The 26,085-nt window shown below is 72.5% G+C and carries 25 protein-coding genes; 11 read left to right on the forward strand and 14 right to left on the reverse strand.

All coding sequences use genetic code 11. The features are described from left to right. Window positions 1-36: 36 nt before the first annotated feature. A complete protein-coding gene (locus tag ACFVJX_RS00140; RefSeq protein ID WP_384127742.1) occupies window positions 37-1,056 on the reverse strand; it encodes a PRC and DUF2382 domain-containing protein in 1,020 nt (339 codons plus the stop codon). A gap of 442 nt (window positions 1,057-1,498) precedes the next feature. Between ACFVJX_RS00140 and ACFVJX_RS00145 the strand changes: the two genes are divergently transcribed. Together ACFVJX_RS00145 and ACFVJX_RS00150 are read left to right on the forward strand one after the other, a co-directional pair. Beyond that, window positions 1,499-2,083, forward strand: coding sequence for an adenosylcobinamide amidohydrolase (locus ACFVJX_RS00145; RefSeq protein ID WP_384127833.1), 585 nt, complete (start codon window positions 1,499-1,501; stop codon window positions 2,081-2,083). A gap of 55 nt (window positions 2,084-2,138) precedes the next feature. After that, window positions 2,139-3,050 (forward strand): NAD(P)-dependent oxidoreductase, encoded by a 912-nt coding sequence (locus ACFVJX_RS00150; protein ID WP_384127744.1) that lies wholly within the window; start codon window positions 2,139-2,141, stop codon window positions 3,048-3,050. Window positions 3,051-3,093: 43 nt separating this feature from the next. Here the strand turns inward: ACFVJX_RS00150 and ACFVJX_RS00155 are convergent, their stop codons facing one another. The 7 genes from ACFVJX_RS00155 to ACFVJX_RS00185 all read right to left on the reverse strand — a co-directional run bounded on the left by ACFVJX_RS00155 (window position 3,094) and on the right by ACFVJX_RS00185 (window position 10,634). Beyond that, window positions 3,094-4,266, reverse strand: a complete 1,173-nt coding sequence (locus ACFVJX_RS00155; protein ID WP_384127835.1) for a homoserine O-acetyltransferase — start codon at window positions 4,264-4,266, stop codon at window positions 3,094-3,096. Next, entirely contained in the window at window positions 4,263-5,624 is a 1,362-nt protein-coding gene (locus ACFVJX_RS00160; RefSeq protein WP_384127746.1) for a bifunctional o-acetylhomoserine/o-acetylserine sulfhydrylase, read from the reverse strand. Before ACFVJX_RS00160 ends, ACFVJX_RS00155 begins: the two co-directional genes overlap by 4 nt. Before the next feature lie 534 nt (window positions 5,625-6,158). Further along, window positions 6,159-6,656: a thioesterase family protein gene (locus ACFVJX_RS00165; RefSeq protein WP_384127747.1), complete on the reverse strand. Its 498-nt coding sequence runs from the start codon at window positions 6,654-6,656 to the stop codon at window positions 6,159-6,161. Further along, window positions 6,653-7,699 carry a 3-hydroxyacyl-CoA dehydrogenase NAD-binding domain-containing protein gene (locus tag ACFVJX_RS00170; RefSeq protein WP_384127748.1) on the reverse strand — a complete coding sequence of 349 codons (1,047 nt, stop codon included), beginning with the start codon at window positions 7,697-7,699 and terminating at the stop codon, window positions 6,653-6,655. Before ACFVJX_RS00170 ends, ACFVJX_RS00165 begins: the two co-directional genes overlap by 4 nt. 50 nt (window positions 7,700-7,749) lie before the next feature. Beyond that, the gene (locus ACFVJX_RS00175) at window positions 7,750-8,643 is read right to left on the reverse strand and encodes a 3-keto-5-aminohexanoate cleavage protein (protein WP_384127749.1); all 894 of its coding nucleotides are present in this window, start codon (window positions 8,641-8,643) and stop codon (window positions 7,750-7,752) included. 101 nt (window positions 8,644-8,744) lie between these two features. Next, complete coding sequence (locus ACFVJX_RS00180) at window positions 8,745-9,635, reverse strand: TetR family transcriptional regulator C-terminal domain-containing protein (protein WP_384127750.1); 891 nt, start codon at window positions 9,633-9,635, stop codon at window positions 8,745-8,747. Window positions 9,636-9,761: 126 nt separating this feature from the next. Then, window positions 9,762-10,634 carry an RNA polymerase sigma factor SigF gene (locus ACFVJX_RS00185; RefSeq protein WP_384127837.1) on the reverse strand — a complete coding sequence of 291 codons (873 nt, stop codon included), beginning with the start codon at window positions 10,632-10,634 and terminating at the stop codon, window positions 9,762-9,764. 1,223 nt (window positions 10,635-11,857) lie between these two features. On the opposite strand from ACFVJX_RS00185, the gene ACFVJX_RS00190 reads away from it, so the two are divergent. The 7 genes from ACFVJX_RS00190 (at window position 11,858) to abc-f (ending at window position 19,573) form a co-directional block, all read left to right on the forward strand. Then, window positions 11,858-12,778, forward strand: a complete 921-nt coding sequence (locus ACFVJX_RS00190) for an NADP-dependent oxidoreductase (protein WP_384127752.1) — start codon at window positions 11,858-11,860, stop codon at window positions 12,776-12,778. Then, window positions 12,775-13,533 (forward strand): GNAT family N-acetyltransferase, encoded by a 759-nt coding sequence (locus tag ACFVJX_RS00195; protein WP_384127753.1) that lies wholly within the window; start codon window positions 12,775-12,777, stop codon window positions 13,531-13,533. Before ACFVJX_RS00190 ends, ACFVJX_RS00195 begins: the two co-directional genes overlap by 4 nt. A gap of 214 nt (window positions 13,534-13,747) precedes the next feature. Beyond that, on the forward strand, window positions 13,748-14,962 hold the full coding sequence (locus tag ACFVJX_RS00200; protein ID WP_384127754.1) for a PP2C family protein-serine/threonine phosphatase: 1,215 nt from the start codon (window positions 13,748-13,750) through the stop codon (window positions 14,960-14,962). Window positions 14,963-15,051: 89 nt separating this feature from the next. Beyond that, on the forward strand, window positions 15,052-15,723 hold the full coding sequence (locus ACFVJX_RS00205) for a TetR family transcriptional regulator (protein ID WP_384127756.1): 672 nt from the start codon (window positions 15,052-15,054) through the stop codon (window positions 15,721-15,723). Beyond that, a complete protein-coding gene (locus tag ACFVJX_RS00210; protein WP_384127758.1) occupies window positions 15,720-16,493 on the forward strand; it encodes an SDR family NAD(P)-dependent oxidoreductase in 774 nt (257 codons plus the stop codon). The genes ACFVJX_RS00205 and ACFVJX_RS00210 overlap by 4 nt, the downstream gene beginning before the upstream one ends. A 67-nt stretch (window positions 16,494-16,560) precedes the next feature. Further along, window positions 16,561-17,601: an NAD(P)-dependent alcohol dehydrogenase gene (locus ACFVJX_RS00215; protein WP_384127759.1), complete on the forward strand. Its 1,041-nt coding sequence runs from the start codon at window positions 16,561-16,563 to the stop codon at window positions 17,599-17,601. A 328-nt stretch (window positions 17,602-17,929) separates the two neighbouring features. Continuing rightward, the gene (gene abc-f / locus ACFVJX_RS00220; RefSeq protein ID WP_384127761.1) at window positions 17,930-19,573 is read left to right on the forward strand and encodes a ribosomal protection-like ABC-F family protein; all 1,644 of its coding nucleotides are present in this window, start codon (window positions 17,930-17,932) and stop codon (window positions 19,571-19,573) included. A gap of 15 nt (window positions 19,574-19,588) precedes the next feature. Here the strand turns inward: abc-f and ACFVJX_RS00225 are convergent, their stop codons facing one another. The 5 genes from ACFVJX_RS00225 to ACFVJX_RS00245 form a co-directional block, all read right to left on the reverse strand. Continuing rightward, on the reverse strand, window positions 19,589-20,107 hold the full coding sequence (locus tag ACFVJX_RS00225) for an NUDIX domain-containing protein (RefSeq protein WP_384127763.1): 519 nt from the start codon (window positions 20,105-20,107) through the stop codon (window positions 19,589-19,591). A 57-nt stretch (window positions 20,108-20,164) separates the two neighbouring features. Continuing rightward, window positions 20,165-20,575 carry a PTS-dependent dihydroxyacetone kinase phosphotransferase subunit DhaM gene (locus ACFVJX_RS00230; RefSeq protein WP_384127764.1) on the reverse strand — a complete coding sequence of 137 codons (411 nt, stop codon included), beginning with the start codon at window positions 20,573-20,575 and terminating at the stop codon, window positions 20,165-20,167. Further along, on the reverse strand, window positions 20,572-21,186 hold the full coding sequence (gene dhaL, locus ACFVJX_RS00235; RefSeq protein ID WP_384127766.1) for a dihydroxyacetone kinase subunit DhaL: 615 nt from the start codon (window positions 21,184-21,186) through the stop codon (window positions 20,572-20,574). The genes ACFVJX_RS00230 and dhaL overlap by 4 nt, the downstream gene beginning before the upstream one ends. 59 nt (window positions 21,187-21,245) lie before the next feature. Continuing rightward, window positions 21,246-22,232, reverse strand: a complete 987-nt coding sequence (dhaK, locus tag ACFVJX_RS00240; protein ID WP_384127839.1) for a dihydroxyacetone kinase subunit DhaK — start codon at window positions 22,230-22,232, stop codon at window positions 21,246-21,248. Window positions 22,233-22,436: 204 nt separating this feature from the next. Further along, window positions 22,437-22,832, reverse strand: coding sequence for a molybdopterin-binding protein (locus ACFVJX_RS00245; protein WP_384127767.1), 396 nt, complete (start codon window positions 22,830-22,832; stop codon window positions 22,437-22,439). An 82-nt stretch (window positions 22,833-22,914) separates the two neighbouring features. Here ACFVJX_RS00245 and ACFVJX_RS00250 point away from each other — a divergent pair, with 82 nt between their 5' ends. Together ACFVJX_RS00250 and ACFVJX_RS00255 are read left to right on the forward strand one after the other, a co-directional pair. Beyond that, entirely contained in the window at window positions 22,915-24,417 is a 1,503-nt protein-coding gene (locus ACFVJX_RS00250; RefSeq protein WP_384127769.1) for an MFS transporter, read from the forward strand. Between the two features lie 11 nt (window positions 24,418-24,428). Further along, window positions 24,429-25,460, forward strand: coding sequence for a glutathione S-transferase family protein (locus ACFVJX_RS00255; protein ID WP_384127771.1), 1,032 nt, complete (start codon window positions 24,429-24,431; stop codon window positions 25,458-25,460). Between the two features lie 43 nt (window positions 25,461-25,503). Here ACFVJX_RS00255 and ACFVJX_RS00260 read toward each other — a convergent pair whose 3' ends face one another. After that, a complete protein-coding gene (locus tag ACFVJX_RS00260; protein WP_384127772.1) occupies window positions 25,504-26,022 on the reverse strand; it encodes a tetratricopeptide repeat protein in 519 nt (172 codons plus the stop codon). Window positions 26,023-26,085 lie beyond the last annotated feature (63 nt).

Raw genomic sequence — 26,085 nt, forward strand, 5'->3', positions numbered from 1 at the left:
CCGGTAAGGCCGGTCCGACGTCGCGGTGGGCGGGGGTCAGCGGCGCCGTCCCCGACCGAACTCGCCGCCGGTGTCCTTGCCGCCCATGTCCTTGCCGTCCTTGGTCATGCCGTCCGCGTAGTCGATCTGCTCCTTGCGCAGTTCCGCGGAGACTTCCTTCTGCTCGGTCACCTTCTCCGTTTCCATCCGGACCCGCTCGACCGGCACCGTCTCCTTCCGCATCGTGGCGCGTTCGGCGTGCAGGGTCACCTCCACGTCCTGCTCGGTGATGTCCGCGCGGGCCGTCTTGTCGCCGGGCTGGAGCGGTTCGCGGACCACACGCACCTCTTCGTGCGACACGGGAACCGTCCTGGTGACGTTCTCGGTGACGACGTACTTGTGCAGGCGGGCCTTGCCGCTCTCGTACTCCTCGGTGCCTATGCGCAGCTGTTCCTCGGAGCGGACGAGTCCTTCCTTGCCGCCCAGGTCGGCGGACCGCTCCGCTCCGGCTCCGGCCATCGGACGGGCCGTACCCGAGACGTCGGCGTCCCGGTGCTTGCCCGTGCCTGCGGCGCCGGTCGTCGCCCTGCGGTCGGCGGAGGTGTTGCGTGCTGCGCCCGCCGCACCCGCGGCCCCGGCTCCTGCGGCCGCGCCGGCTCCGGCCGCGCCCATGGTGCCGGTCCCGGATGTGGTCGGTGTACCGGTGCCCGTGTTGCCCGCGGCCCCGGAACGTTCGCCGAGATTGCCGCCCGTGTTCCGGGTCAGCCCGTAGTGGCGGTAGAGCTCCTCCTCCTCGGAGACGGAGAGATGAGCGTCCGCGTCCACCCGGGGGGCTTCCTTGACGCGGTCCTTCGGATGAGAGATGTGCAGGTCGGAGCCCACGCGACGGGCTCCGGCGAGAGGCACGAAACTCTCCTTCATACCGAACAGGCCGGTCTTCACCGTGATCCAGTCCGGTCGGCCGGTGTTGTCGTCGACATACACCCGCCCCACGTTGCCGATCTTCTCGCCCGCGGTGTCGTACACCGTCAGGCCGTCGAGCTCTCCGGAATCCGTGAAACCGTCAGCGGCTCCCATGACCGATTCCTCCTAGCCCGGGCGCGTCCTGTGGGTGGTTCCACCAGGGGTGGCGCGTCCGGATTCCATCGCGCCTCACCCAGATGGACGCTGCAACTTCCCGGCCGGTGGAGGCGGGGTGCCGGACCCCCGACGCGTGGGCCCAGGCCCCGTGCGATCCCGTTGTGGGCCCGCTATCCGAATTAGGCCAATCGAGTGAACGCCCCCGCTGGGCGGGCCCCGGCCGAGTGCTCGTGGTCCGCTCCCGATGAGCTCCCGGCGCGCGGGACGGGGCACCGCTAGGGCGCCCCGCCCCGGCGCATATGATCAAGTGGCCAGGGGACCGACCGTCGTCCCGCCGCTTCACCGGGGGTGCCCCATCCGTTCCGTACGCATCCGGCTCCCCCCGCAGCGCGGCGAACTGCTGGCGCGGCAGGAGGACGGCGCGGACCTGCACCACCTGGTGTGGCGGCTCGGGCCGGGGTGGCGGGTGTGCAGCAGCGCCGTGCTCGGCGGCGGCATCGGCCCGCGCGACTGGATCCTCAACGCTCAGGTGCCCGGCGGCTATCCGCGTACGGACCCCGACCGGCACCTCGCCGAGATCGCCGCTGCCGAACACCTCACCGGGCCGGGCGCCGGTCTGATGACGGCCGCCGATGTCACCGCCCACACCGTCGCGGCGCAGGAGGGTGTGACCGCGACGGTCACCTGCGGCCTCGGAGTGCGCGGCTGGGCCGCGGCAGCCCCGGCCGAGGACAGCGCACCGCCCCGTCCCGGCACGGTCAACATCGTCGTCACCCTCCCCGTCCCGCTCTCCGACGCCGCACTCGTCAACGCCGTCGCCACCGCCACCGAGGCCAAGGTCCAGGCGCTCCTGGACGCCGGACTCGACTGCTCCGGCACCCCCACCGACTGCGTCTGCATCGCCGCGCCCGAACCCGGCGCCGGTCCCGGCGAACCGTTCGCCGGGCCGCGCTCGCGCTGGGGCGCGCGACTCGCCAGGGCCGTGCACGCTGCGGTACTCGAAGGCGCGCTGCGGCAATCCTGACCATCCGAAGCGCCGCGAGCCGATCCGCGCGCGGCCGACGAAGGGAATCGCCCTCATGACCCCAGCGACAGTCCACATCAACCCCGGCCCGCCCGTCGTAGCCGTCCTCGGCACCGGAATCATGGGTTCGGGAATGGCCAGGAGCCTGTTGCGGGCCGGGCTGGAGGTACGCGCCTGGAACCGGACGCACGAGAAGGCGGTGCCGCTCGCCGCGGCCGGGGCCACCGTCACGGACACCGCGGCCGAGGCCGTACGCGGCGCCGACGTCATCCTCACCATGCTCAACGACCGGACCTCCGTCGCCGCCGCGCTCACCGCCGCTTCGGACGGGGTGCGCCGCGGCCAGGTCCTGCTGCAGAGCTCCACCGTCGGACCGGACGCCACCGTCGAGCTGGCGCAGCGCGCCGCCGACCTGGGCCTCGTCTACCTCGACGCCCCCGTGTCCGGCACGAAGCAGCCCGCCGAGCAGGGCGCGCTGACCGTCTTCGTCGCCGGACCGTCCGCCGCCCGCGGGGCGGTCGGGCCCGTCCTCGACGCGATCGGGCAGCGCACGGTCTGGGTCGGGGAGGAGCCGGGCGCGGCCTCCGGGCTGAAGCTCGTGGTCAACACCTGGGTGATCAACATGGTGGGCGGCGTCGCGGAGTGCCTGAACCTCGCCGAAGGGCTGGGTGTGAACCCGCAGGCCTTCCTCGACGCGGTGCAGGGCGGACCGCTCGACTCCGGCTATCTGCACGCCAAGTCCGCCGCGGTGCTGTCGGGCGACCTCACCCCCAGCTTCGCCCTGACCACGGCGCTCAAGGACACCCGCCTCATCCTGGACGCCGCCGAGCGGTCCGGCGTACGACTGGACCTCACCGCCGCCTCGGCCACCCGCTTCCAGCGCGCCGAAGCGGCCGGGCACGGCGACGAGGACATGATCGCCACCTACTACGCGGGCCGGGCCACGGAGCAGCAGGACGGCGGCTGAGCCCCGGCAGCGGCCGCGGGGGCGGAGCGGCCCGCGCTCCGGGTCAGGGGCCCGGACCTGGTCTGCCCGGCAGCAACTCCCTCACCAGAGCGCCCACCTGGCCCGTCTCGATCAGGAATCCGTCGTGACCGTGCGGAGAGCCGAGTATTCGGGCCCGGTCGGCGCCGGGCAGCAGCGTGGCCAACTGCGCCTGCTGGGACGGCGGATACAGCCGGTCGGAGTCGATGCCCGCGATCAGCGCGGGCATCCGCGCACGGCGCAGGGCCTGCGCGGTGCCGCCCCGCCCGCGCCCGACGTCGTGCCCGTTCATCGCCTCGGTCAGCGTGACGTAACTGCCCGCGTCGAAGCGGTGCACCAGCTTGGCCGCGTGATGGTCGAGGTACGACTCCACCCGGTACCGGCCCCCCTGCCGGGGGTGTTCGCCCGGCTGTGCCTCCCCGCCGAACCGGGCGGAGAGCTCCGGCTCGCTGCGGTAGGTGACGTGGGCGATCCTGCGGGCCAGGCCGAGCCCCCGGTGCGGGCCCTCGCCGGCGGCCGCGTCGTGGTAGTCGCCGCCCTGCCAGCCCGGGTCGGAGCGGATCGCGGAGATCTGTACGGAGCCCCAGGCGATCTGCTCCGCCGAGGCCGCCGCGGGCGCCGCCAGGACCAGCAGCGATCCGGTGCGCTCCGGCAGACCGACGGCCCACTCGAGCGCCCGCATACCCCCCATCGACCCGCCGATCACCGCGGCCCACCGGCCGATGCCCAGCGCATCGGCCAGGGCGGCTTCGGCCGCCACCTGGTCACGGATGGTCAGGTAGGGAAAGCCGCCGCCCCAGCGCACCCCGTCCGGGCGTGGGGAGGAGGGACCGGTGCTGCCCTGGCAGCCGCCGAGCACATTGGGTGCGACGACGAACCAGCGGTCGGTGTCCAGCGCCCGGCCGGGGCCGACCAGCGCGTCCCACCAGCCGTCCGTGGGATGTCCGGGCCCCGCGGGCCCCGCCACATGGCTGTCCCCGGTCAGTGCGTGCAGCACCAGTACCGCGTTGGAGCCGTCGGCCGCCGGCCGCCCCCAGGTCTCGTACGCCAGCCGGACACCGGGCAGCGTGCCGCCCGACTCCAGCGGCAGCGGCCGGTCCAGACGCAGCCAGGAGCGGTGGCCCGGCGGATCCCCCTCCCGCCGGCCTCCGGCGGCCGGCGGAAGGGGGAGTGCGGGTGAGGGAGCCGTCCGGTTCAGGACGCCGCCTTCGCGGCCCGGAATCCGGACTCCAGGTCCGCCTTGAGGTCGTCCACGTTCTCCAGCCCGACGGAGAGGCGGACCAGTCCGGCGGTCGCTCCGGTGGAGGCCAGCTGCTCCTCGGTCAGCTGGCTGTGCGTGGTCGAAGCCGGGTGGATGATCAGGCTCCGCACGTCACCGATGTTGGCGAGGTGGCTGAAGAGTTCGACCGCGTCCACGAACCGCTTGCCCGCCTCCACCCCGTCCCGCAGCTCGAAGGCCAGCACCGCACCCGCGCCCCGGGGCAGGTAACGGCGCCCCGCCTCGTACCACTTGCTCGACTCCAGACCGGCGTAGTGAACGGCCGACACCTCGTCGCGGCGCTCCAGCCATTCGGCCAGGGCCAGGGCGTTGGCCGTGTGCCGCTCGAGCCGCAGGCTCAGCGTCTCCACGCCCTGCAGCAGCAGGAAGGCGGAGTGCGGGGAGAGCGCGGGGCCGAGGTCGCGCAGCAACTGCACCCGCAGCTTGACGGCGAAGGCGCTCGGGCCGAGGTCCGGCCAGTAGCGCAGGCCGTGGTAGCTCGGGTCGGGCGAGTTGAAGTCGGGGAAGCGTTCGGCGTGCGCCCCGAAGTCGAACGTACCGCCGTCCACCACCACCCCGCCGATGGTGGTGCCGTGCCCGCCGAGGAACTTCGTCGCCGAGTGGACGACGACGTCCGCGCCGTGCTCGATCGGACGCAGCAGGAACGGCGTGGGCACCGTGTTGTCGACGATCAGCGGTACCCCGGCCGCGTGCGCGGCGTCGGCGACCGCCCGGACGTCGAGGACGTCACCGCGCGGATTGCCCAGTGTCTCCGCGAACAGGGCCTTGGTGTTCGGCCGGATCGCCGCCGACCACGCCTCGATGTCGTCCGGATCGTCGACGAACGACACCTCGATGCCGAACCGGGGGAGTGTGTGCCGCAGCAGGTTGTACGTGCCGCCGTACAGCGAGGTGGACGACACGATGTGGTCCCCGGCACCGGCCACCGTCAGCAGCGCGAGGGTCTCGGCCGCCTGTCCGGACGCGAGGGCCACCGCGGCGACGCCGCCCTCCAGCGCGGCGATCCGCTGCTCCAGGACGTCCTGGGTGGGGTTGTGGATGCGGGTGTAGATGTTGCCTGGCTCGGCGAGCGAGAACAGGTCCGCGGCGTGCTGGGTGTCCCGGAAGACGAACGACGTCGTCTGGTAGATCGGCACCGCCCGGGCGCCGGTCGTCGGGTCCGGGACGGCCCCGGAGTGGATCTGCTTGGTCTCGAACGACCAGGCGGCACCGGGTTCCTGGTGGTCCTGGTCCTCGGGGGTGTGCCCGGCGGTGACGGAGTCGAGGGGCTGGCTCATGGTGTTCCTCTGTGGTTCTCGGTGCGGGCGGTGGTCAGGCACCGGTGCCGCGACCTCGCCGGGCCCGGTCGGGCCTGGCTGCGGCGAGGCAGGCCGCGCGGGCACGCCGAAGGCACGGCGGTGCCTGAGGTGGGAGTCGACGCTGCGGGTGTTGTCCGTGCGGCTCAGCGGCTCAGCGGAGCCGGGCGCAGCGGAAGCGGCGGCTACACGCCGAGGATGCGAGGCGACCCAGATCGACGTGGCGCCGCGAGACGAGTGTCACGGTCGCGGGCATGCGGCGAGCGTGGCAGCGGGGCCCGGCACGCGTCAACCGCCCCGGACCGCGGGCGAGCCGTCCGCGGAGCTCCTTCGAGAGGTACCGGCACAGGGGCCCGGGTCGCATCGTGCCGCCCCCGTACGGCCCGGACCTGCGCGGATGTGAGCGGGCACCCTGGGGACAGCACACTGCCCGGACCGCCGGGGGAACCGGTGGTCCGGGCAGGGCGCGGGGCGCGATTTCATCCGGCCGCAACAACGGCTGCCGGCGCCGTTCGTTCAGCGTGCGGAGGGGACCTCGGCGATCGAGCGGCCCGCCCAGGACGGTGCCGCCTCGGTGAGCGCGACGAGGTGTTCGCGTACCCGGTCGGGGAAGGGAGCGGTACGGCCGGCCTGCTGGTCCACGTGGAGGGCGAGCAGTTCGGTCGTCGCGACGGGCTCGGCGTCCGGGCCCGGCTCGTCCTCGTCCTGCGCGTCGGGGCCGAGCACGTACAGCTCGTGGGCGAACCGGGTCTTCTTCGCGTCGGCGCCCAGCACCCGGGTACGGACGGCGAGCCGGTCGCCCTCCGCGACATCCCGCAGATACCGGATGTGCGACTCGACCGTGTACAGCGAACAGCCCGTGCGCTCCCGGTACTCGGAGTTCAGACCGGTCTCGATCATCATCCGGTCCGTCGCGAAACCGAAGACGAGCACGTAGAACGCCTCGCTCATATGGCCGTTGTAGTCGATCCACTCGGGGCGCACCGTCTCCCGGTGCAGCGGCAGCGCACTCACTTGGCGGCTCCCTCGGTGCGGCGCCCGTCGAGCCGGCCGGTCGCGCGCAGTACGTCGATGACACCGCGGTCGCGTTCGGCGACGAGGTCGGCGATGCTGCGGCCGTTCGCCGCCTCGTCGCAGCCGCGCACCACCGCGTCGTACAGCTCCCGGTCCAGTTCGGGCGCCTCGAGCCGCGTCCAGGGGGCCTTCAGGGACGGGCCGAAGTGGTCCAGCATGTGTGCCATACCGCCTTCGCCGCCGGCGAGCGCGAAGGTGAGCATCGGGCCCATGCACGCCCAGCGCAGCCCCGGGCCCTCGGTGATGGAGGCGTCGATCTCCGCCACCGTCGCCTCACCGTTGGCCACCATGTGCAGGGCCTCGCGCCACAGCGCCTCCTGGAGGCGGTTCGCGATGAAACCGGGGACCTCGCGTTCCATGGTGATGACGGACTTGCCGGCCACCTCGTAGAAGCGCGCGGCCCAGCCGACCGCGGACGGCGCCGTCCGCTCGCCGCCCACGACCTCGACCAGCGGGATCAGATACGGCGGGTTGAACGGGTGCCCCACGACCAGCCGTCCGGCTCCCTCGGCCCGGGTCTGCATATCGCTCATCGGATAGCCGGACGTCGAGGACGCGATCACCACGCCCTCGGGCGCGGCAGCGTCGAGACGGGCCAGCAGATCCCGCTTGAGCTCCAGCTTCTCCGGAGCGCTCTCCTGGACGAACTGGGCGTCGGACACCGCCTCTTCGAGTGTCGCGGCGACCGTGAGCCGGTCCTGGGACGCGCCTTCGGCCAGGCCCAGCTGCTCCAGCGCCGGCCAGGCGGCCGCCACCAGCCTGCGCAGTCCGGATTCGGCGTCGGGGGCCGGGTCCCAGGCGGTGACGTCGTAGCCACGGGCGAGGAAGTGCGCGACCCAGCCGCCGCCGATCACCCCGGCGCCCACGCACGCCACACGGCGTACGTCCTCGGGGGCACAGGGGGCCGGTGCGGAGGGTTCGGGCTGGACAGCGGGCGTGGGCGCGGCGTCTCGTACGGGCGGGGCGGGCTGCGCGGGGTTCATCGTGGGGTTCTCCAGAGCGAGTGGGGGGAGCGGGGTGGGGCGGGGGGACGTCAGCCGCGGGGCTTGAGCCCGAGCCGCTGACGGGCCTCGTCCGGGGTGGCGACCCGGGAGCCGAGCGACTCGGTGATCCGCACGGCGCGCTCCACCAGCTGGGCGTTGGTGGCCTTGACGCCCTTGCCGAGATACAGGTTGTCCTCGAGTCCCACCCGGACGTGGCCGCCGAGCAGGATCGACTGAGCCACCCACGGCATCTGCATCCGGCCCAGGGCGAAGCTCGCCCACTGGGCGCCGTCGGGAAGCATGTTCACCATGGACTGGAGGACGCCGGGGTCGGCGGGCGCACCCCACGGGACCCCCATGCAGAGCTGGAAGACGGTCGGGGCGTCGAGCAGCCCCTCGGCCAGGAGCTGCTTGGCGAACCACAGCTGCCCGGTGTCGAAGATCTCCAGCTCGGGCCGGACGCCCAGCTCCTGGATGCGGCGGGCGCCGGCCCGGAGCATGTCGGGGGTGGAGACGTAGAGATTGCTGCCGTCGCCGAAGTTCAGGGAGCCGCAGTCGAGGGTGCAGATGTCCGGCAGCAGGTCCTCGACGTGCGGCAGCCGTTCGAGACCGCCGACCAGGTCGGTGCCCGGCAGCTGCCGCAGGGGTGCGTCGGGGTCGATCACCAGATCGCCGCCCATCCCCGCGGTCAGGTTGATGACGACATCGGTGCCGGTCTCCTTGATCCGCTCGACGACCTCGCGGTACAGGCGGGGGTCGCGGGACGGGGCGCCGGTCTCCGGCTCACGGACATGGATGTGCACCACAGCCGCCCCGGCCCCGGCCGCCTCGACGGCGGAGCGGGCGATCTGCTCGGGGGTGACGGGCACATGAGGACTCTTGCGGACGGTGTCCCCGGCCCCGGTGAGGGCACACGTGATGATGACGTCCTGGTTCACGGGCATGCGGAAGCTACTCCTGAATCGAGAGGGATCGGAGGTGTTGGTCGGAGGTATGGCTCGGCGGGATGGATCTGAAGTAAGAGAAGGAAGAGGGGGAGGAGCGGTCAGCCGACGGTGAGGGTCGCGTCCACGTAGCGCAGCAGCGCACCGTGCATGTCCTCGGCGCTGGTGCCCGGTTCCCCCGGTGTCGTGGCGAGCACCTGGGAGGCCAGCCCGTCGATGAGGGCGGTGAGACTCAGCGCGGCCACCTCCGGATCGACCGGCCGGAACACCTGCTGGGCGACGCCGCGGCGTATCACCTCGGCGACCGTGGCCCGCCACTGCCGGTAGTACTCCACATGGAGTTCACCGACCGCGGTGGAGCGCGCCGCCTCGGCCCACAGATCGAGCCAGACGCTCCACTGGCGGCGCTGCTGCTCGGTGTACGGGGTCTGGAGCTCGATCAGCAGACGCAGTTCGTCCCCGGCGTGGTCCGTGTCGGCGGTTCCGGCCGCGCGTCTTGCGGTGTCCTCGTCCATGCACCAGCGGGCCGCCGCCTCCAGCAACTCGTCCCGGCCGGGGAAGTGGTAGTGGATGGCGGCGGTGCTGGTACCGCATGCCTCGGCGATGTCCGAGACCCGTACGGAATGGAATCCGTGCTCGGCGATCAGCCTGACGGTCTCCCGGACGATCTGGAGCGGTCTGCCGCTGTCCCCCGCGGGCCGCCCCGCTCCGGAGCCGCGGGGGCGCGGGCGGGGGACGTCCTGGGGTGAGGGTTCGGCCGGGCCCGAGGGACCGGCGCCGTGCCCGGCGTTTGCCCCGAGCAGCCAGCCGGCGTCCACATCCGCGATGTCGGCGACCCGGGCCAGCTCGGCCGTGGTGAAGCGGCGGGTGCCGCCGAGCGAGCGCGAGAGCTTCGACGGATCGATGACCATCCGCCGCGCGAACTCTCGCTGGCTCACTCCGGCATCCCGGATCACCTGCCGGACCCGCTCCGCCACCTCGTCGTGCTGCATGGTCAGCCACCGTACCCATGTGTTGAGAGGATCTCAACACATGGGTACGGGTGAAACGGCGATGACTTAAGTAATAACCTGAGTGATGAGCTAAGTATTGAGGTGCCGACTGACGCATCAGTCAGTTCATTCGTCGACGAGCATCCCATTCCTCAGCTTTCCGAGGATCCGGCTGATCAGACGGGACACATGCATCTGCGAGATGCCGAGCTCGGCGCCGATCTGCGCCTGGGTCAGCTCCTGGCCGAAACGCATCTCGAGGATGCGCTGCTCGCGTGCGTCCAGATCGCCGAGCAGCGGTGCCAGCGTCTGCAGGTTCTCCACGGTCTCCATGGCGGGATCGGCCGCACCCAGCGCGTCGGCGAAGGTGCGTCCCGGCGTGCCGTTCCGGCCGGTGTCCGTCGCATCGGCCGGCATGTCCAGGGACCCTGCCGTATATCCGTTGGCCGCGACGATCCCCTCGGCCACCTCTTCCTCGGTGATCTCGAGATGCTCCGCCAGCTCCTGGACCGTGGGGTCGCGGTCGAGTTCGGTGGCCAGCGACTCCTTCGCCTTGGCGATGTCGACGCGCAGCTCCTGGAGCCGCCGCGGCACATGGACGGCCCAGGTGGTGTCACGGAAGAACCGCTTGATCTCCCCGACGATGTACGGAACCGCGAAGGAGGTGAACTCGACCTCGCGGGACAGGTCGAACCGGTCGATCGCCTTGATGAGCCCGATCGTGCCGACCTGGACGATGTCCTCCATGTCGCCGCTGCCGCGGTTGCGGAACCGGCCCGCGGCGAACCGGACCAGCGACAGGTTCATCTCGATGAGCGTGTTGCGTGCGTACTGGTGGGCCGCGGTGCCCTCCTCCAGCACCTGGAGCCGGTCGAAGAACAGCTTCGACAGGGCCCGTGCGTCCTTGGGCGCGATCTTTCCGGCGTCCTCGATCCACGGCAGTTCGTCCGTGGTTCCCGAGGTGTCCCCGGCCGTCCTGCCGCCGGTCACACCCCGCATTTCCGTGGTGTCCACCATGAATGCAGTGTCAGCTGTGCCGGCTGCGACAGGCATTGCCGTCGCCGTCGACCGTGCACCCTCCGCTCGTTCCGCACCGGCGGTCCGCGCAGTGTGCGCCGTCATCTCGTCACGCTCCCCTGGTCGTAGGCCATGAGGTGTAGGCGTATGCCCGCAGGGAGTGCGCCCATGCAGGCAAGTGAGAGTTGATCAGGTCACAAGGTGGCAATGGCCGAAAATCGACGTGATCCCTGGTTGTTTCTGTGCAAGGTCACGGACTCGGCAGCAGAACCGCCCCACCGGTACGGGGGAGCCCGGTGGGGCGGTCGTCACCAGAGTGCCACAGGCTCGGGTGCATTGGGCACCGACCGGCGCATATCCAGCGGTAGTTGAGTCGAAATCGACGGTGGCCCGGCCGGCGCTCCGAGCCCGGGACGGTTTCGGTCGCGCGGGTAGCCGACGATCGTATGGGTGAGCGCGGGGGAGTCCTCGGTGGTGCGGTAGTGACTGCTGAGTCCCGGGAAACGCGCGGTGTCCCCTGCCGTCAGGAGGTGGGAGACATCGTTCACCACCGGCGTCACCTGGCCGGACATCACCGGGACGTACTCCACCGAGTCGGCGCCCGGCGAGCTGACTTGGCTCCGCGCGTGCGGATGCGGGCGGCTCCGGCAGATCTCCTTGCGGCCCTGCTCATGGCCGGAATGCAGCAGGTTGACGGACGTTCCGTCCTCGGGTGCGTCCAGCGGGGCGGCGCGGATGATCTCCGGCCGGAGCAGCGGCTGACGCGGCAGATCCGTACGGTTCGTCCCGGCGCGTCGGCGATCCGGACCAGCACATCGACTGTCGGATTTGGCGTCGGTCCGCTCTGTCCGGGACAGCGAGTCCCTTGCTGACGCCCTTCGCGGCGGACAGTTCACGCAGGCTCCGGCCCCGGTTCGGCCGCCGGCGGTTGAGATTACCGGCCAATGACGTGTGCACGTCGGCCGCCCCGTTGGCTGGATCGGCCCGTTGGCCTGATCGCCCCGCTGCCGCCCGGCCGCGGCGCCCAGCGCCCATCGTGCAGAAGTCGGCGGTTGAGGACGCCCGGGAAGCGCCCGGCTCCCGTTGCGGCCTCGTGAATCGGGTGCCGTTCCGGGAATACGCGCACGCGGAGGGGCCTTCCTGCTGCTGTAGGCACTGCCACCCGACCCCGGGCGGCAGTGCGTGGGACAGGAGAGAGGGAGCTCATGCCGAAGGCGTACGTGTTCACCCGCAACGGCGGACCGGAGGTGGAAGCCCTCGTCGAGCAGGACGCCCCGGTACCCGGTCCCGGTGAACTGCTCGTCGCCGTACGGGCGGCGGGGGTCAACCCGGTCGACTGGAAGCTGCGCACGGGTTACACCAGGCCCGGCAGCGAGCCGCAGCCGTTTCCCACCGTGCTCGGCAGCGAGGCCGCCGGCGTCGTCGAGGCGATCGGCCCGGGCGTCGAAGGATTCGCGGTCGGCGACGAGGTCTTCGGCAACCCGGTGACCGGCGGCTACGCCGAATACACGCTGCTGCCCGTGGCCGTGACCGCGCACAAGCCGGCCGGCCTGTCGTTCACCGACGCGGCGGCGCTGCCGGTCGCGGCGGCCACCGCCTACGACGGCGTGCGCCAGCTGAACCCGGCTCCGGGCTCGACGCTGCTGGTCACCGGGGCCGGAGGCGGCGTCGGTAACGCGGTGGTCCAGCTCGCCCACCACGCGGGCGTCCGGGTCATCGGCGCCGCGAGCGCGGCCAAGAAGGAGTTCGTCGAATCGCTCGGCGCGGTGCACGTCGAATCAGGACCCGGACTCGACGGCCGGGTACGGGCGGCGGCCCCCGACGGCATCGACGCGATCTTCGACCTCGTCGGCGGTGACACCCTTCGGGAGGCGGCCCGGCTGCTCGGTGACCCCTCCGCACTGGTCAGCGCCGCGGGCAAACCCCTCGCCGTGGAACTCGGCGGGGCGGCCGTCGCCCGCGCACGGACCGCCGCGGTGCTCGATGCGGTGGCGGAGCTCGTCGTCTCCGGAGTCCTGCGGACGTATGTCACCGGGACCTATCCGCTGACCGGGGCGGGCGAAGCGCTGCGCGCCGTGGAGAACGGCCACGCCCGCGGGAAGACCGTGATCGAGGTGAGCGCATGAGCGTGCCGCACCCCCCTGCCGGAGTCGCCCATCCGCTGGACGACCCGGTCGGCACCGCACTCACCGGCCCGCACGCACACTTCGCCGAACGCCGGGGCCGCGTCCTGCGCTACCCGGCCGACGTCACCCCCTGGGTCGCCGTCCCGGACCCGCCCGAGCCGGGGGACTGGGCCGCTGCCGCCGCGCTCGCCGGACCCGGAGGATCCGTCACGCTCACCGCCTTCCGCGAGCCGCCGCCGGACGACTGGGAGGTGACCTTCCACGCCGAGGGCGTCCAGCTGGTCGACAGCGGCGTCGCCGCGGCACCGGACCCGGAGGCCGTCCGGCTCGGCCCCGCCGACGTGCCCGAGATGCTCGACCTGGTCGCCCGCACCCGCCCGGGACCGTTCCTGCCGCGCACGGTCGAACTCGGCACCTATCTCGGGATCCGGCGCGAGGGGGCGCTCGTCGCGATGGCCGGCGAACGGCTGCGCCCGCCGGGCTGGAGCGAGATCAGCGCCGTCTGTACCGACGAGTCCGTACGGGGGCAGGGGCTCGCCAGCCGGCTGCTGCTCGCCGTCTCCCACGAGATCAGGGAACGCGGCGATACGCCGTTCCTGCATGCCGCGGCCTCCAACACCAACGCCGTGCGGCTCTACGAAGCCCTCGGATTCACGCTCCGTCGCCGGACGTCCTTCCTGTCGGCCCTGGTACCGGTCGGCACGCCTGCGCGCCCGTCTGCCGGGGAGGCGGCCGGCGCGGCGGTCGGGGCCTGAGGGGCGACGTCCGCCGGGGCACGCGCACGCCCCTGCGGACGTCACCGGCGGGACTTCCGTCCAGGACTTCCGGCCCGCCGAGCCCCGCTCCAACCCTGCCCGGGGACCTTCGGCGTGACGCATGGGGCCGAAAGCCCCGTGTGCGGCCGACCCGATCCGAGTGGACTGGAAGAGAGTGCCGGGACGTGCCCGGCGACTGCGGGAGGAGACGGCCGTGACGATCGGGGTACTGCGTCCGTCGACGACACGCGGCGCCGAGCCGTCGATGACCGACGCGGGGGAGCGGGCGGCCGCGGCCTCCCGGATCGGTACCCCGGCCCTGCTCGGCGGCCTTGCCCTGCTGTCCCTGATCGTGGTGGGGCTCGACGTCCTCACCGGCGAGGACCTGCGACTCATCCCTCTGCTGGTCGTCGTGCCCGCACTCGTATCGGTCTTCTGCACCGTCCGGCAGACCGTCGTCGCGGCTGCCTGGACGATGCCCATCCTCGTCGCCTCCCGGCTGGTGTCGGGAGGCGGCTTCTGGGACATCGCGAGCGGTCTCCTCTTCAGCCTGCTGGCCTGTGCACTGGGCGTCGGCGCCTGTTCGATGAGAATCCGGCACGTCACCGAGATCGCCAGGCTGCGGTCGGCGGCCGTCGCCCTCCAGCGGCAGATCCTGCGCCCGCTGCCCGTACTGACCGACCAGGTCCTGGTGGACGGCATCTACGCGCCGATCGAGGAGGACCGCCTGGTCGGCGGCGACATCTACGAGGTCGTCCAGTCGCCCTACGGCACCCGCGTCATCATCGGCGACGTGCAGGGCAAGGGCCTGGCCGCCATCGGAGCGGGCTTCGCCGCGCTCGGCGCCTTCCGGGAGGCGGCGATCCGGGAGCCCGCCCTGACCGGTGTGGTGGACGCGGTCGAGGACGCGGTCGCCCGGCACAACGCGTTCTCCGCCCAGACCGGCGAGATCGAGCGCTTCGTCACCGCGCTGGTGCTCGGCCTCGACGGCGACGGCCAGGTACGGGCCGTCAACTGCGGCCATCTCGTGCCCAGGCTGCTGCACGACGGCGTGGCATCCGCCGTACCGCTGCGCCGCACGTCCGTGCCGCTGGGCATGGCGGAACTCAGCAACGAGGCGCGGGTCGCGGAACGGCTGGACTTTCCGCCCGGGGCGACCCTCCTGATGTTCACCGACGGAGTGACCGAGGCCCGTGACGCCACCGGAGCCTTCTATCCGCTGGACGCCCGGCTCGGCCGCTGGGCGGGGCTGGGCCCCCGCGAACTGCTGGACACGCTCCACGCGGACCTGGAGGACTTCTCCGGCGGTGTGCGGCGCGACGACGTCGCGATGCTCACGCTGCGCCCGTCGGCCTCCGGCAGCCGGCCCCGTCCCGTGCCCACCGACACCGGCGCGCACCGGGCCGCGCAGGCGTTCAGCGGCTGGTAGCACGGCCCGCCGCGGGCCCGCACGACCAGACTGGATGTCCCCGTGCGACATGTGTCGCACGGGGACATTTTTAGGTGTACGGTGCATTTATGAACCGGGAACGGAAGACTCCGGAGAGGCGCAGCCGCAAGGCCCGCCGGACCCGCGACACGCTGGCCCAGGCGGCTATCGAGCTCGTGCTCGACCGCGGGCTGCGGGATGTGACGGTCGAGGAGATCGCGGACCGCGCTGACGTCGACCGCCGCACGTTCAGCAGGTACTTCCCCAGCAAGGAGGCCGCCGTCCTGGACTCGGTCCGGGGCGACGGGGACCGGATCAACGACGCCCTGCGGGCCCGTCCCGCAGCCGAGCCGCCGCTCACCGCGTACCGCCGGGCCGTCCTGGACTGGCTGGCGGACCCGGACGCCGAGGCGTGGCACCGCCGCCCGAGGATCTTCGAGCTGCTGGTCCTCGCCGAGCGCGAACCGACTCTCTACGCCGCGTTCCACCACATCCGGGTGGACGCCCAGGAGGACTCGGTCGCCATCGTCGCGCACCGGCTGGGGACCGACCCGCGGCAGGACATCCGTCCCGCCGTCACGGTCGCCGCCGGAGCGGGAGCCCTCCTTGCCGCCCAGGCCGCCTGGGTGCGCGGAGGCTGCCCCGAGGAGCTTCCCCGGCTCGTCGAGCAGGCATTCGACGCCCTCTCCGGGGAGTTGTTCACGCAGCTCCCCGCCGGACCGGCGTCGCACAGCACCACGGAAGGAAACGGAACATCATGAGCACCACCCCCACCACCACGGACCAGGAGTTCGCCGGCCGCACGGCCCTCGTCACCGGAGGGGCGTCCGGCATCGGACTGGCCCTCGCCCACCGGCTGGCCGCCTCGGGCGCGTCCGTGGTCGTGGCCGACTACGACGAGGCGAGCGCCCGCGAGGCGGTCGCCGCACTGCGGAGCACCGGGGCCGAGGCCGCGGCCGTCGCCATGGACGTCACCGACCCCGCCTCCGTCGAGGCAGGCGTCCGGTTCGCCGTCGACACCTTCGGCGCCCTCCACCTCGCGGTGAACAACGCGGGCATCGGCGGCCCGAGCAGCCCGACCGGCGAGTACGCCGTCGAGGACTGGGACCGGGTCGTCGCCACCAACCTCAGCGGTGTCTTCTACTCGATGCGCTACGAACTCCCCGCGATCGTCGCGGCGGGCGGCGGCGCCGTCGTCAACATGTCGTCGATCCTCGGTACCAACGGCTTCGCCGGATCGCCCGCGTACGTCGCCGCCAAGCACGGAGTCGTCGGCCTCACCAAGACGGCCGCACTCGAGTACGCGGCACAGAACGTCCGCGTCAACGCGGTCGGCCCCGGCTTCATCGACACCCCGCTGCTGCGCAACACGGACGGCCCGGCCCGCGACCACCTCATCTCGTTGCACCCGGCCGGACGCCTCGGCACCGCGGAGGAGGTGGCCGAACTCGCCGCCTTCCTGCTCTCCGACCGCGCCTCGTTCATCCACGGCAGCTACCACCTGGTGGACGGCGGCTACTCCGCCTCCTGAACGGAGGACGGGGGACGACCGGGGGCAGGGGGCGAGAAAGAGAACAGCAGAGGCCGAGGAGGACCCCATGAAAGCCGTCCAGTACCGCACCGTCGGCGCCGCACCCGAGGTCGTCACCGTGCCCGACCCGGAACCCGGCCCCGGCCAGGTGCTGTTGAAGGTCACCGCCGCAGGTGTCTGTCACTCCGACATCGCGGTGATGAGCCGGCCCGCCGACCAGTTCCCCTACCCGCTGCCGCTCACCCTCGGGCACGAGGGCGTCGGTACCGTCGAGGCGCTCGGCGACGGCGTCGGCGGACTCACGGTGGGCGACCCGGTCGCCGTCTACGGCCCCTGGGGCTGCGGTACGTGCGTCAAGTGCGCCGAGGGCAAGGAGAACTACTGCCTGCGAGCCCAGGCGCTCGGCATCAACCCGCCCGGCCTGGGGGCGCCCGGCGCCATGGCGGAGTACATGATCGTCGACGACCCGCGTCACCTGGTGCCGCTCGGCGGCCTCGATCCGGTCCGGGCCGTCCCGCTCACCGACGCGGGCCTCACCCCGTACCACGCGATCAAGCGCTCCCTGCCGAAGCTGGTGCCCGGCGCGACCGCCGTCGTCATCGGCACCGGCGGACTCGGCCACGTCGCCATCCAGCTGCTGCGGGCCATGACGGCCGTGCGGGTCATCGCCCTGGACGTGACCGAGGACAAGCTCGCCCTCGCCCGTACGGTCGGGGCGCACGAGACCGTCCTGTCCGACGAGCACGCGGCAACGACGATCCGTGAGCTGACCGGTGGCATCGGCGCGCAGGTCGTCCTCGACTTCGTCGGGGCGCCTCCCACCGTCGCCACGGCGGGCGCCGCGGCCGCCATCGACTCGGACGTGACGATCGTCGGCATCGGCGGAGGGTCGCTTCCCGTGGGCTTCGGCTCCCTGCCGTTCAACACGACGGTGACCGCCCCCTACTGGGGATCCCGCTCCGAGCTGGCCGAGGTGCTCGAGCTGGCCCGCACCGGTTCGGTCGAGGTGCACGTCGAGACGTACTCGCTGGACGAGGCGCCGCTGGCGTACGAGCGGCTGCACGACGGCAGGATCAACGGCCGGGCCGTCATCCTCCCCAACGGCTGACCACCGGATCTACCCGCGCACAACCCCGCGGGCCGTCGCGCCGCGCGCCGGCCCGCACCGTCGCGCCCCCGGACGGCTGGCCGCACAGTCCGGGACACGGACGAAAACCACCTGACAGCCGCCGCGCCCCCGTGCTTAGACTGGCCCCATGGGTTCGTACTACTTCTTCCGCTGATTCCGGACAGGGACGCCACCGCCCGACACCGGGCACAGCCGCGTGACCACCGGGTCACCCCGCTCTGCGCAGTCCCCTCCGCCTGTTCGGCATCCCCGCCCGCCGCGCCCCGCCAGGGGTCGGCGAGGCATGTCACCCGAGGGAGAGCGACCCATGTCCTCCAAGCACGACCGCGCCCAACTGGCCCTGAAGGACGTCTCCAGGACGTACGGAGACCGCACCGTCATCGACCAGGTGTCGTTCACCGTCCGCCCCGGCGACCGCGTCGGAGTGATCGGCGAGAACGGCTCCGGGAAATCCACTCTCCTGCGGCTGCTGGCCGGCGCCGAGAAACCGGACGAAGGAGAGATCACCGTCCGCTTCCCCGGCGGCACCGGCTACCTCTCCCAGACCCTCGCCCTCGCCCCCGCCCACACGGTCCAGGACGCCGTCGACACCGCCCTGGCCGAACTCCGAGCGCTGGAGCGGCGCATCCGGGACGCCGAAACCGCACTCGCCGTGCCCGCGGGCCCGGACGACGCCGGGCTCGCCGCCTACGGCGATCTGCTGACGGAGTACGAGGAACGCGGCGGCTATCTGGCCGATGCCCGCGTCGAGGCCGCGCTGCACGGCCTCGGGCTCGGACACCTCACGGGGGAGCGCCCGCTCGGCACCCTCTCCGGCGGTGAACAGTCCCGGCTGGCGCTCGCCTGCGTACTGGCGTCAGGCCCCGAACTGCTGCTGCTCGACGAGCCGACCAACCACCTCGACCTCAGGGCCACCACCTGGCTGGAGGACCACCTGCGCGCCCACCGCGGCACCGCCGTCGTGGTCACCCACGACCGGGCGTTCCTGGAGCGCACCACCAACGTCATCGCCGAGGTCGACCGCGATCTGCGTACCGTCGTCACCTACGGGGACGGCTGGGACGGCTACCGCGCTGCGAAGGCGGCCGCCCGCCGGCGCTGGGCACAGGAACATCAGCAGTGGCTTGACGAATTGGCCCGTACCGAAGAGCTCGTGGACGCGGCGGGCCGACGGCTCACGGGCAGCGGCAAGGACCCCGGAGAGGGCTTCGGCAAGCACCGCCGCTCGCACGAGGCCAAGCTGTCCGGGCGGGTCAGAGCCGCCAGGACCCGGCTGGAGGACCTGCGCAGGGCTCCGGTCGCCGCCCCGCCCCGGCCACTGCGGTTCTCCGCCGACCTGGCGCTCTCCGCCGACGGCGAGCATGCCCGGGGCCCGCTCGTGGAGCTCGAATCCGTGACGGTCGGCGACCGGCTGCACATGCCGCGCCTGCGCGTGGCGGCCGGACAGCGCCTGCTGGTCACCGGACCCAACGGCGCCGGGAAATCGACCCTGCTCCGGATCCTGGCCGGAGACCTGACACCCGATTCCGGCACGGTGCGCCGCAGGGCCCGGATCGGATATCTCCCGCAGGAACTCCCCGCCCGGCCCACCCGTCGCACACTCCTGGCGACCTTCGCGGCCGGACGGCCCGGCCACGCCGACGAGTACACCGACATGCTTCTCGCACTCGGGCTCTTCCGCCCGGAGGACCTGACCGTGCCGGTCGCCGACCTCTCGATCGGTCAGCAGCGAAGGCTGGCGCTGGCCCGGCTGGTCACCCGCCCGGCCGATCTGCTGGTGCTGGACGAGCCGACCAACCACATCGCGCTCGGCCTGGTGGAAGAACTGGAGACGGCCCTGGCGGCGTACGGGGGAGCCGTCGTGGTCGTCTCGCACGACCGCAGTTTCCGCGCCCGTTTCACCGGCGACCGGCTCGGGCTCCACGAGGGCGGACCCGTCACCGACTCCTGACCCGTCGGACGGACCTCAGGGGCCGGTCGCGCCTGACGGCCCCTGAAGCCCGCCCGTCAGTAGGTCGCGCAACCGGTCCACGAAGACCCGCTGGCCCTTGACGAGACGATCGGCGGCGACCTCCGGCGTGCACCAGGCGAACCGGTCGATCTCCGGGAACTCCCGCTGCACACCGGACCTGCGCGGCCACTCCATCGTGAAGGTCCCCGGGACCGCCGTCGCCGGATCGAGGTCGCCCTCCACCGCCCACACCGTCACGATCTTTCCGCTCGACTGGCGGGCCTCGCCCAGAGCCAGCCAGCGGCCTTCCGGCGCCGGACGGCCGAACTCCTCCCCGAACTCCCGCCGGGCAGCGGCCGCGGCCTCCTCCTCCGGGCCGTACTCACCCTTCGGGACCGACCACCCCGCACTCTCCCGGCCCGCCCAGAAGGGCCCGCCCATGTGCCCGATGAGGACTTCGAAACCGGATTCCGCGGTGGTACGGAACAGCAGGAGACCGGCGCTGCGCCGCGCGTGGGGTGAGGTGGGTGACATGCCGTCAAGTGTGGGCGAACGGCTGGTCACCCGCCACCGCCGACACGGCGGGCGGACCTATGCCTTGCGGTAGTCGTACGCCTCCGCCGCGGCGGAGGCGACGGCGGCCAGGTCGCCGCCCGCCGACGCGGTGACGACGGCCGCTACTGCGCCCTCGACGAATGGGGCATCCACCAGCCTTGCCCCGTCCGGGAGTTCGTCGCCCTCGGCCAGCATGGCCTTGACCGTGAGCACCGCGCTGCCCAGATCGACCAGCAGGGCGACGCCCGCGCCGCGGTCCACCGACCTGGCCGCCTCCGCGATGAGGTCCGTGCTCGTCCCGAGCCCGCCCGCGGCGGTGCCACCGGCGGCGGCCACCGGCGCCGTCGCACCACCGGCCGCGAGCCCCCTGGCCAGTTCGGCCACGGTCTCGGCCACCGGCCCGCTGTGCGAGACCAGCACGATCCCGACCTGCTCGTCCGCGCTCACGCGTCCTCCCCGTCCGCGGCGGCGACCGCCGCGAGGGCGGCGATCAGGAACAGCGCGGACATGGCCCCCGGATCCGGATGCCCGATGCTCCGCTCGCCCAGATAACTCGCGCGGCCCTTGCGCGCCTGGAGGGGCACCGTCGCCAGCGCCCCCGACCGCGCCGCGTACTCGGCCGCGTCGAACGACATCTCCAGCGCCTCGGCCGCCGGCAGCAGGGCGTCGAGCATCGTCTTGTCCCCGGCCGCGGCCCCGCCGAGCCGAGCCACCGCCTCCACTCCCGCGCCGAACGCCCTGGTCAGTTCCTCGGCACTCACGGTGGGGGCATCGCCCAGCTCCTTGCCGGTACGCCGCAGCAGCGTCCCGTAGAGCGGACCGGACGCTCCGCCGACAGTCGAGATCAACTGCTTCCCGGCGAGCGCGAGTACGGCCCCGGGGGTCTGCGGTTCCTCCTTGGCCAGGGCGGCGGTCACCGCGGCGAACCCGCGCCGCATGTTGGTGCCGTGGTCCGCGTCCCCGATCGCCGAGTCGAGGTCGGTCAGGAAGTCCGCCTGCCGTTCCATGGCGTTCGCTGCAACGGTCATCCAGCGGCGGAAGAAGTCGGCGTCGAGCACATGATCTCCTTGGGTCCATCGAATGTGACGGCGTGCACTGAAGGGGGCAACGCGGACGGTCAGCGGCCCCAGCGCAGCGCGGGCGTCTCCACCGGGGCGTCCCAGAGCCGCGCCAGTTCCTCGTCCACCTGGCAGAGCGTCACCGAACAGCCCGCCATGTCGAGTGAGGTCACATAGTTGCCCACGAGAGTACGGGCCACGACGACACCGCGCTCGGACAGCACCCGATGCACCTCGGCGTTGAACCCGTACAGCTCCAGCAGCGGGGTGGCACCCATCCCGTTGACCAGTGCGATGACCGGCCCCTTCGGTGGCAGGTCCTCCAGCACCGCGTCCACCGCGAAGTCCGCGATCTCCCGCGACGTCATCATCGGACGCCGCTCCCGTCCCGGCTCGCCGTGGATCCCCACCCCGAGTTCGAGTTCGCCCGCGGGGAGGTCGAAGGTGGGGGAGCCCTTGGCGGGCGTGACGACGGAGCTCAGCGCCACCCCGAAACTGCGCGAGGACTCGTTCACCTGCCGCGCTATCGCCGCGACCCGGTCCAACGGCGCACCCTCCTCGGCCGCGGCCCCGGCTATCTTCTCGACGAACAGCGTCGCGCCCGTGCCCCGCCGCCCCGCGGTGAAGAGGCTGTCGGTCACCGCGACATCGTCGTTGACGAGCACCTGGGTGACCTGCACCCCCTCCTCCTCGGCCAGCTCGGCGGCCATCTCGAAGTTGAGTACGTCACCGGTGTAGTTCTTCACGACGAAGAGCACGCCCGCACCGCTGTCGACGGCCGCCGCGGCCCGCACCATCTGATCCGGCACCGGGGACGTGAACACCTCTCCGGCGCAGGCCGCCGACAGCATCCCGGGCCCGACGAATCCGGCGTGCAGCGGCTCGTGCCCGGACCCGCCGCCGGAGACCAGCGCGACCTTCCCGGCCACGGGTGCGTCACGCCGTACGACGACCCGGTTCTCGACGTCCACGGTCAGTTCCGGGTGGGCGGCGGCGATGCCGCGCAGCGCGTCCGCGACCACGGTTTCGGGGACGTTGATCAGCATCTTCACGGTGACCTCCCAGTAGAGCCATCGGATAGCGCCCTGATCAAGGTTCTCGCAGCTCAGGGGCTAGTGCGTGAGCCGACGGCGCCGACGGCGGGCGGCCCACGAGGCCGGCCCGGCGGGAGCGGTGTCCACTCGTAACCGAGTCTACGTACGTGCTGTTACCGCGGGCGAGGTCTACGCCGGACCGCCGGCGGATCCCGGTCAGGTGCGGTCGATGTGCACGCTGGTCGACTTCACCCGGGCGGTGGCCTGCATACCGACCTCGAGACCGAGCTCCTCGACCGCCTCCCGGGTCAGCAGCGAAACGAGCCGGTGCGGACCGGCCTGGATCTCGACCTGCGCCGCCACGTCGCCGAGCTTGACGGCGGTCACGATGCCGGGGAACGCGTTGCGCGCGGAGGTGTAGGAGGCGTCGTCGTCGCCGGCGCCGGCCTGCGCGACCTCCACGGAGAACGCGGCCAGGTCGCGGCCGTCGATGAGGCGGCGGCCGCCGTCCTCGCGGTGCGTCGCGACGCGTCCGGCATCCGCCCAGCGGCGTGCGGTGTCGGGGCTGACGCCCAGCAGACGGGCGGCCTGTCCGATGGTGTAGGACTGCATATGCCGCATCTTATGGGTCCTGAGCGGGCCCGGTGGCCGTGCCGGGATGAGGAATCGGAGCTCGCGACCTAGGGTGCGAGCCATGGCAGACAGCGCGGCTCACCGGGGCTCTGCGGGGCGGGATCCGGCCGCCGACGGGGATGACGAGCCCGACCCCCGGCGGTGGCGGGCACTCGCGGTGTGCCTGGTCGCGGGCTTCATGACCCTCCTGGACGTATCGATCGTCAACGTCGCGCTGCCGTCCATCCGGGAGGGGCTGCACACCCCGGAGTCCGATCTGCAGTGGGTGCTGTCCGGTTACGCCCTGGCCTTCGGGCTGTTCCTGATCCCGGCCGGGCGGCTGGGCGACGCCCGTGGGCGCCGCGAGGTCTTCATGGCCGGTCTCGCGCTCTTCACGCTGTCCTCCGCCGCGTGCGGGGCCGCCCAGTCCAGCATCTGGCTGGTCATCGCCCGGCTGGTCCAGGGCCTGGCCGGCGGCCTCGTGTCGCCCCAGATCTCCGCCCTCATCCAGCAGATGTTCTCGGGACGCGAAAGGGGCCGGGCGTTCGGCATGTTCGGCACGGTGGTCGGCATCTCCACCGCCGTCGGACCGTTGCTGGGCGGGCTCCTGATCCAGGCGGCCGGCGCCGAGGAGGGCTGGCGCTGGGTCTTCTACGTCAACCTGCCGCTCGGGGCCGTCTGCCTCCTGCTCGCCCACCGGCTGCTGCCGGACACCCCGTCCGCGGGCCCGGTGCGGCTGCGGGACCTGGACCCCGTCGGCGTCCTGCTGCTGGGCGCGGGGGTGCTGGCGCTACTGCTGCCCTTCGTCCAGGCACACCAGTGGGCGGGCAACGGGAAATGGCTGCTCCTGCTGGTGGCCGTGGCGCTGCTCGCCGCCTTCGTCGCCTGGGAGTCCCGGTGCGGCCGCCGCGGCACCCAGCCCGTGGTGAAGCTCTCGCTCTTCCGGGTCCGCTCCTACTGGCTCGGCTGTCTGCTGATCCTGCTGTACTTCGCCGGATTCACCTCGATCTTCTTCATCACCACGCTCTACCTGCAGAGCGGCCTGCACTACACGGCCCTGATGGCAGGTCTCGCGATCACGCCCTTCGCCCTGGGGTCGGCCGCCGCGGCGGGCCCCGGCGGCCGGATGGTCGGCCGGTACGGGCGCCCGCTCGTCGTCGTCGGCATGACGACCGTCGCCGTGGGGCTGGGGGCCACCGCGCTCGCCGTTCATCTCGTGCCCGGCCGGGGCGCCGGATGGGCGATGGCCGCTCCGCTGCTGCTGGCCGGCCTCGGCAGCGGCCTGGTCATCGCGCCCAACCAGACGCTGACCCTGTCCCAGGTGCCGGTGGCCTCCGCGGGCAGCGCGGGCGGCACCCTCCAGACCGGCCAGCGCGTCGGCTCCGCGATCGGGATCGCCGCCGTCGGCTCCGTCTTCTTCGCCCAGGTCGGTTCCACCGGCTGGTCCACCGCCTACGACCACGGTCTCGTCGTCTCCGTCGCCTTCGTGGTCGCCGGACTCATCGTGGCCCTGGCCGACGTGGGCGGCGCCCGGCGGGGCAGAAGCCGTACACACCAGTCCACCCGCCCCCAGGCACTGTCGTAGGGAGAGACGCGATGAACGACCCGGCCCGCACCGAACCGGACGGCAACACGGAGTACGGCCACAAACCCTTCAAGCGGTCCAAGAGCCACTTCGCCGACCGGATCACGGCCGACGGGCGGGACGGCTGGCCCGTCGAAGCGGGACGCTACCGCCTGGTCGTCAGCCGCGCCTGCCCCTGGGCGAGCCGCGCACTGGTCTCCCGCCGGCTGCTCGGCCTGGAGGACGCGCTGTCCCTCGCCGTCGCCGATCCGCTGCAGGACGACCGCAGCTGGCGCTTCACGCTCGACGCGGGCGGCCGGGACCCGGTGCTCGGCATCGAATACCTCGGCGAGGCCTACGACGCACGTGAGCGCGGATACCCCGGCGGGGTCAGCGTCCCCGCGATCGTCGACATCCCCAGCGGCAGGCTCGTCACCAACGACTACCAGCGGATCACCCTGGACCTCGCCACCGAATGGACCGCGCTGCACCGCGCCGGAGCCCCCGACCTCTATCCCGAGCCGCTGCGCGAGGAGATCGACGAGGTGATGGAGGGCATCTACCGGGACGTCAACAACGGCGTGTACCGGGCCGGGTTCGCGTCCACACAGGAGGAGTACGAGGCCGCGTACGAGGATGTGTTCCGCCGCCTGGACCTCGTGTCGCGGCGCCTCGCCGACCGGCGCTACCTCGTCGGTGACACGATCACCGAGGCCGACATCCGGCTCTTCACCACCCTCGTCCGCTTCGACGCCGTCTACCACGGGCACTTCAAGTGCAACCGTTCGAAACTGGCCGAGGACCCGGTCCTGTGGGGCTACAGCAGGGACCTCTACCAGACCCCCGGCTTCGGTGACACGGTGGACTTCCACCACATCAAGCAGCACTACTACCGGGTCCACACCGGCATCAACCCCACCGGCATCGTGCCCGTCGGCCCCGATCTGTCGGGCTGGCTGACCCCGCACCACCGGGAGGAGCTCGGCGGCCGCCCCTTCGGCGACGGCACCCCGCCCGGCCCGGTGCCGGCCGGCGAGGAGGTCCCGGAGCAGGGACGTCCCTGAGGGCCGTCCCGTACCGTCTGCCGGGCTCGCGGGGGACGGCGCGCTACTCCGTCTCGTCCAGCCGTCCCGCGTAGTGCTCGATCGCGGGGCGGTACGCCTGGAGCCGCGGATCCGCGCCGGTTGCCGCGGTGACCAGGAGAAGCGTCCGCACGGCTTCGCGCGACTCGCCGACGTTGTACAGCGTCATCGCCAGGAAGGTCAGCAGCGAGGCGTCGTCCGCGTACTCCTCCAGACCCCGGCCGAGGACCGCGCGCGCCTCCTCGTAACGGCCCAGCACCCGCAGCGTGCTGCCGAGGCCGAGGAAGGCTCCGTGGCGGTCCTCGGCGCAGAGCCCCGGACCCGCCAGTGCCCGCTCGTAGAACGGCACTGCCTCCTCCTCCAGGCCGAGGGAATCGTGCGACCAGGCGGTCTGGTAGGCGATGACGGAGTCCTGCGGATACCGCGCCGCCAGGCTCAGCAGCCGCTCGTGCGCCCTCGGGTCCTTCCGTTCGCGCAGCCGTACCGCCCGTGCCAGCGCCTCGTCCCGTGTCAGTGCCTCGTCGTGTTCGCTCTCCGTGCTCATGCCGCCGCACGCTGCCAGGACTGCCGCGACACGGCAAATCCGCGGGAATCGCGGTACGGCCGG

It is taken from the genome of Streptomyces sp. NPDC127177 (assembly GCF_042672475.1).
In the GTDB taxonomy this organism is placed as follows: Bacteria; Actinomycetota; Actinomycetes; order Streptomycetales; family Streptomycetaceae; genus Streptomyces.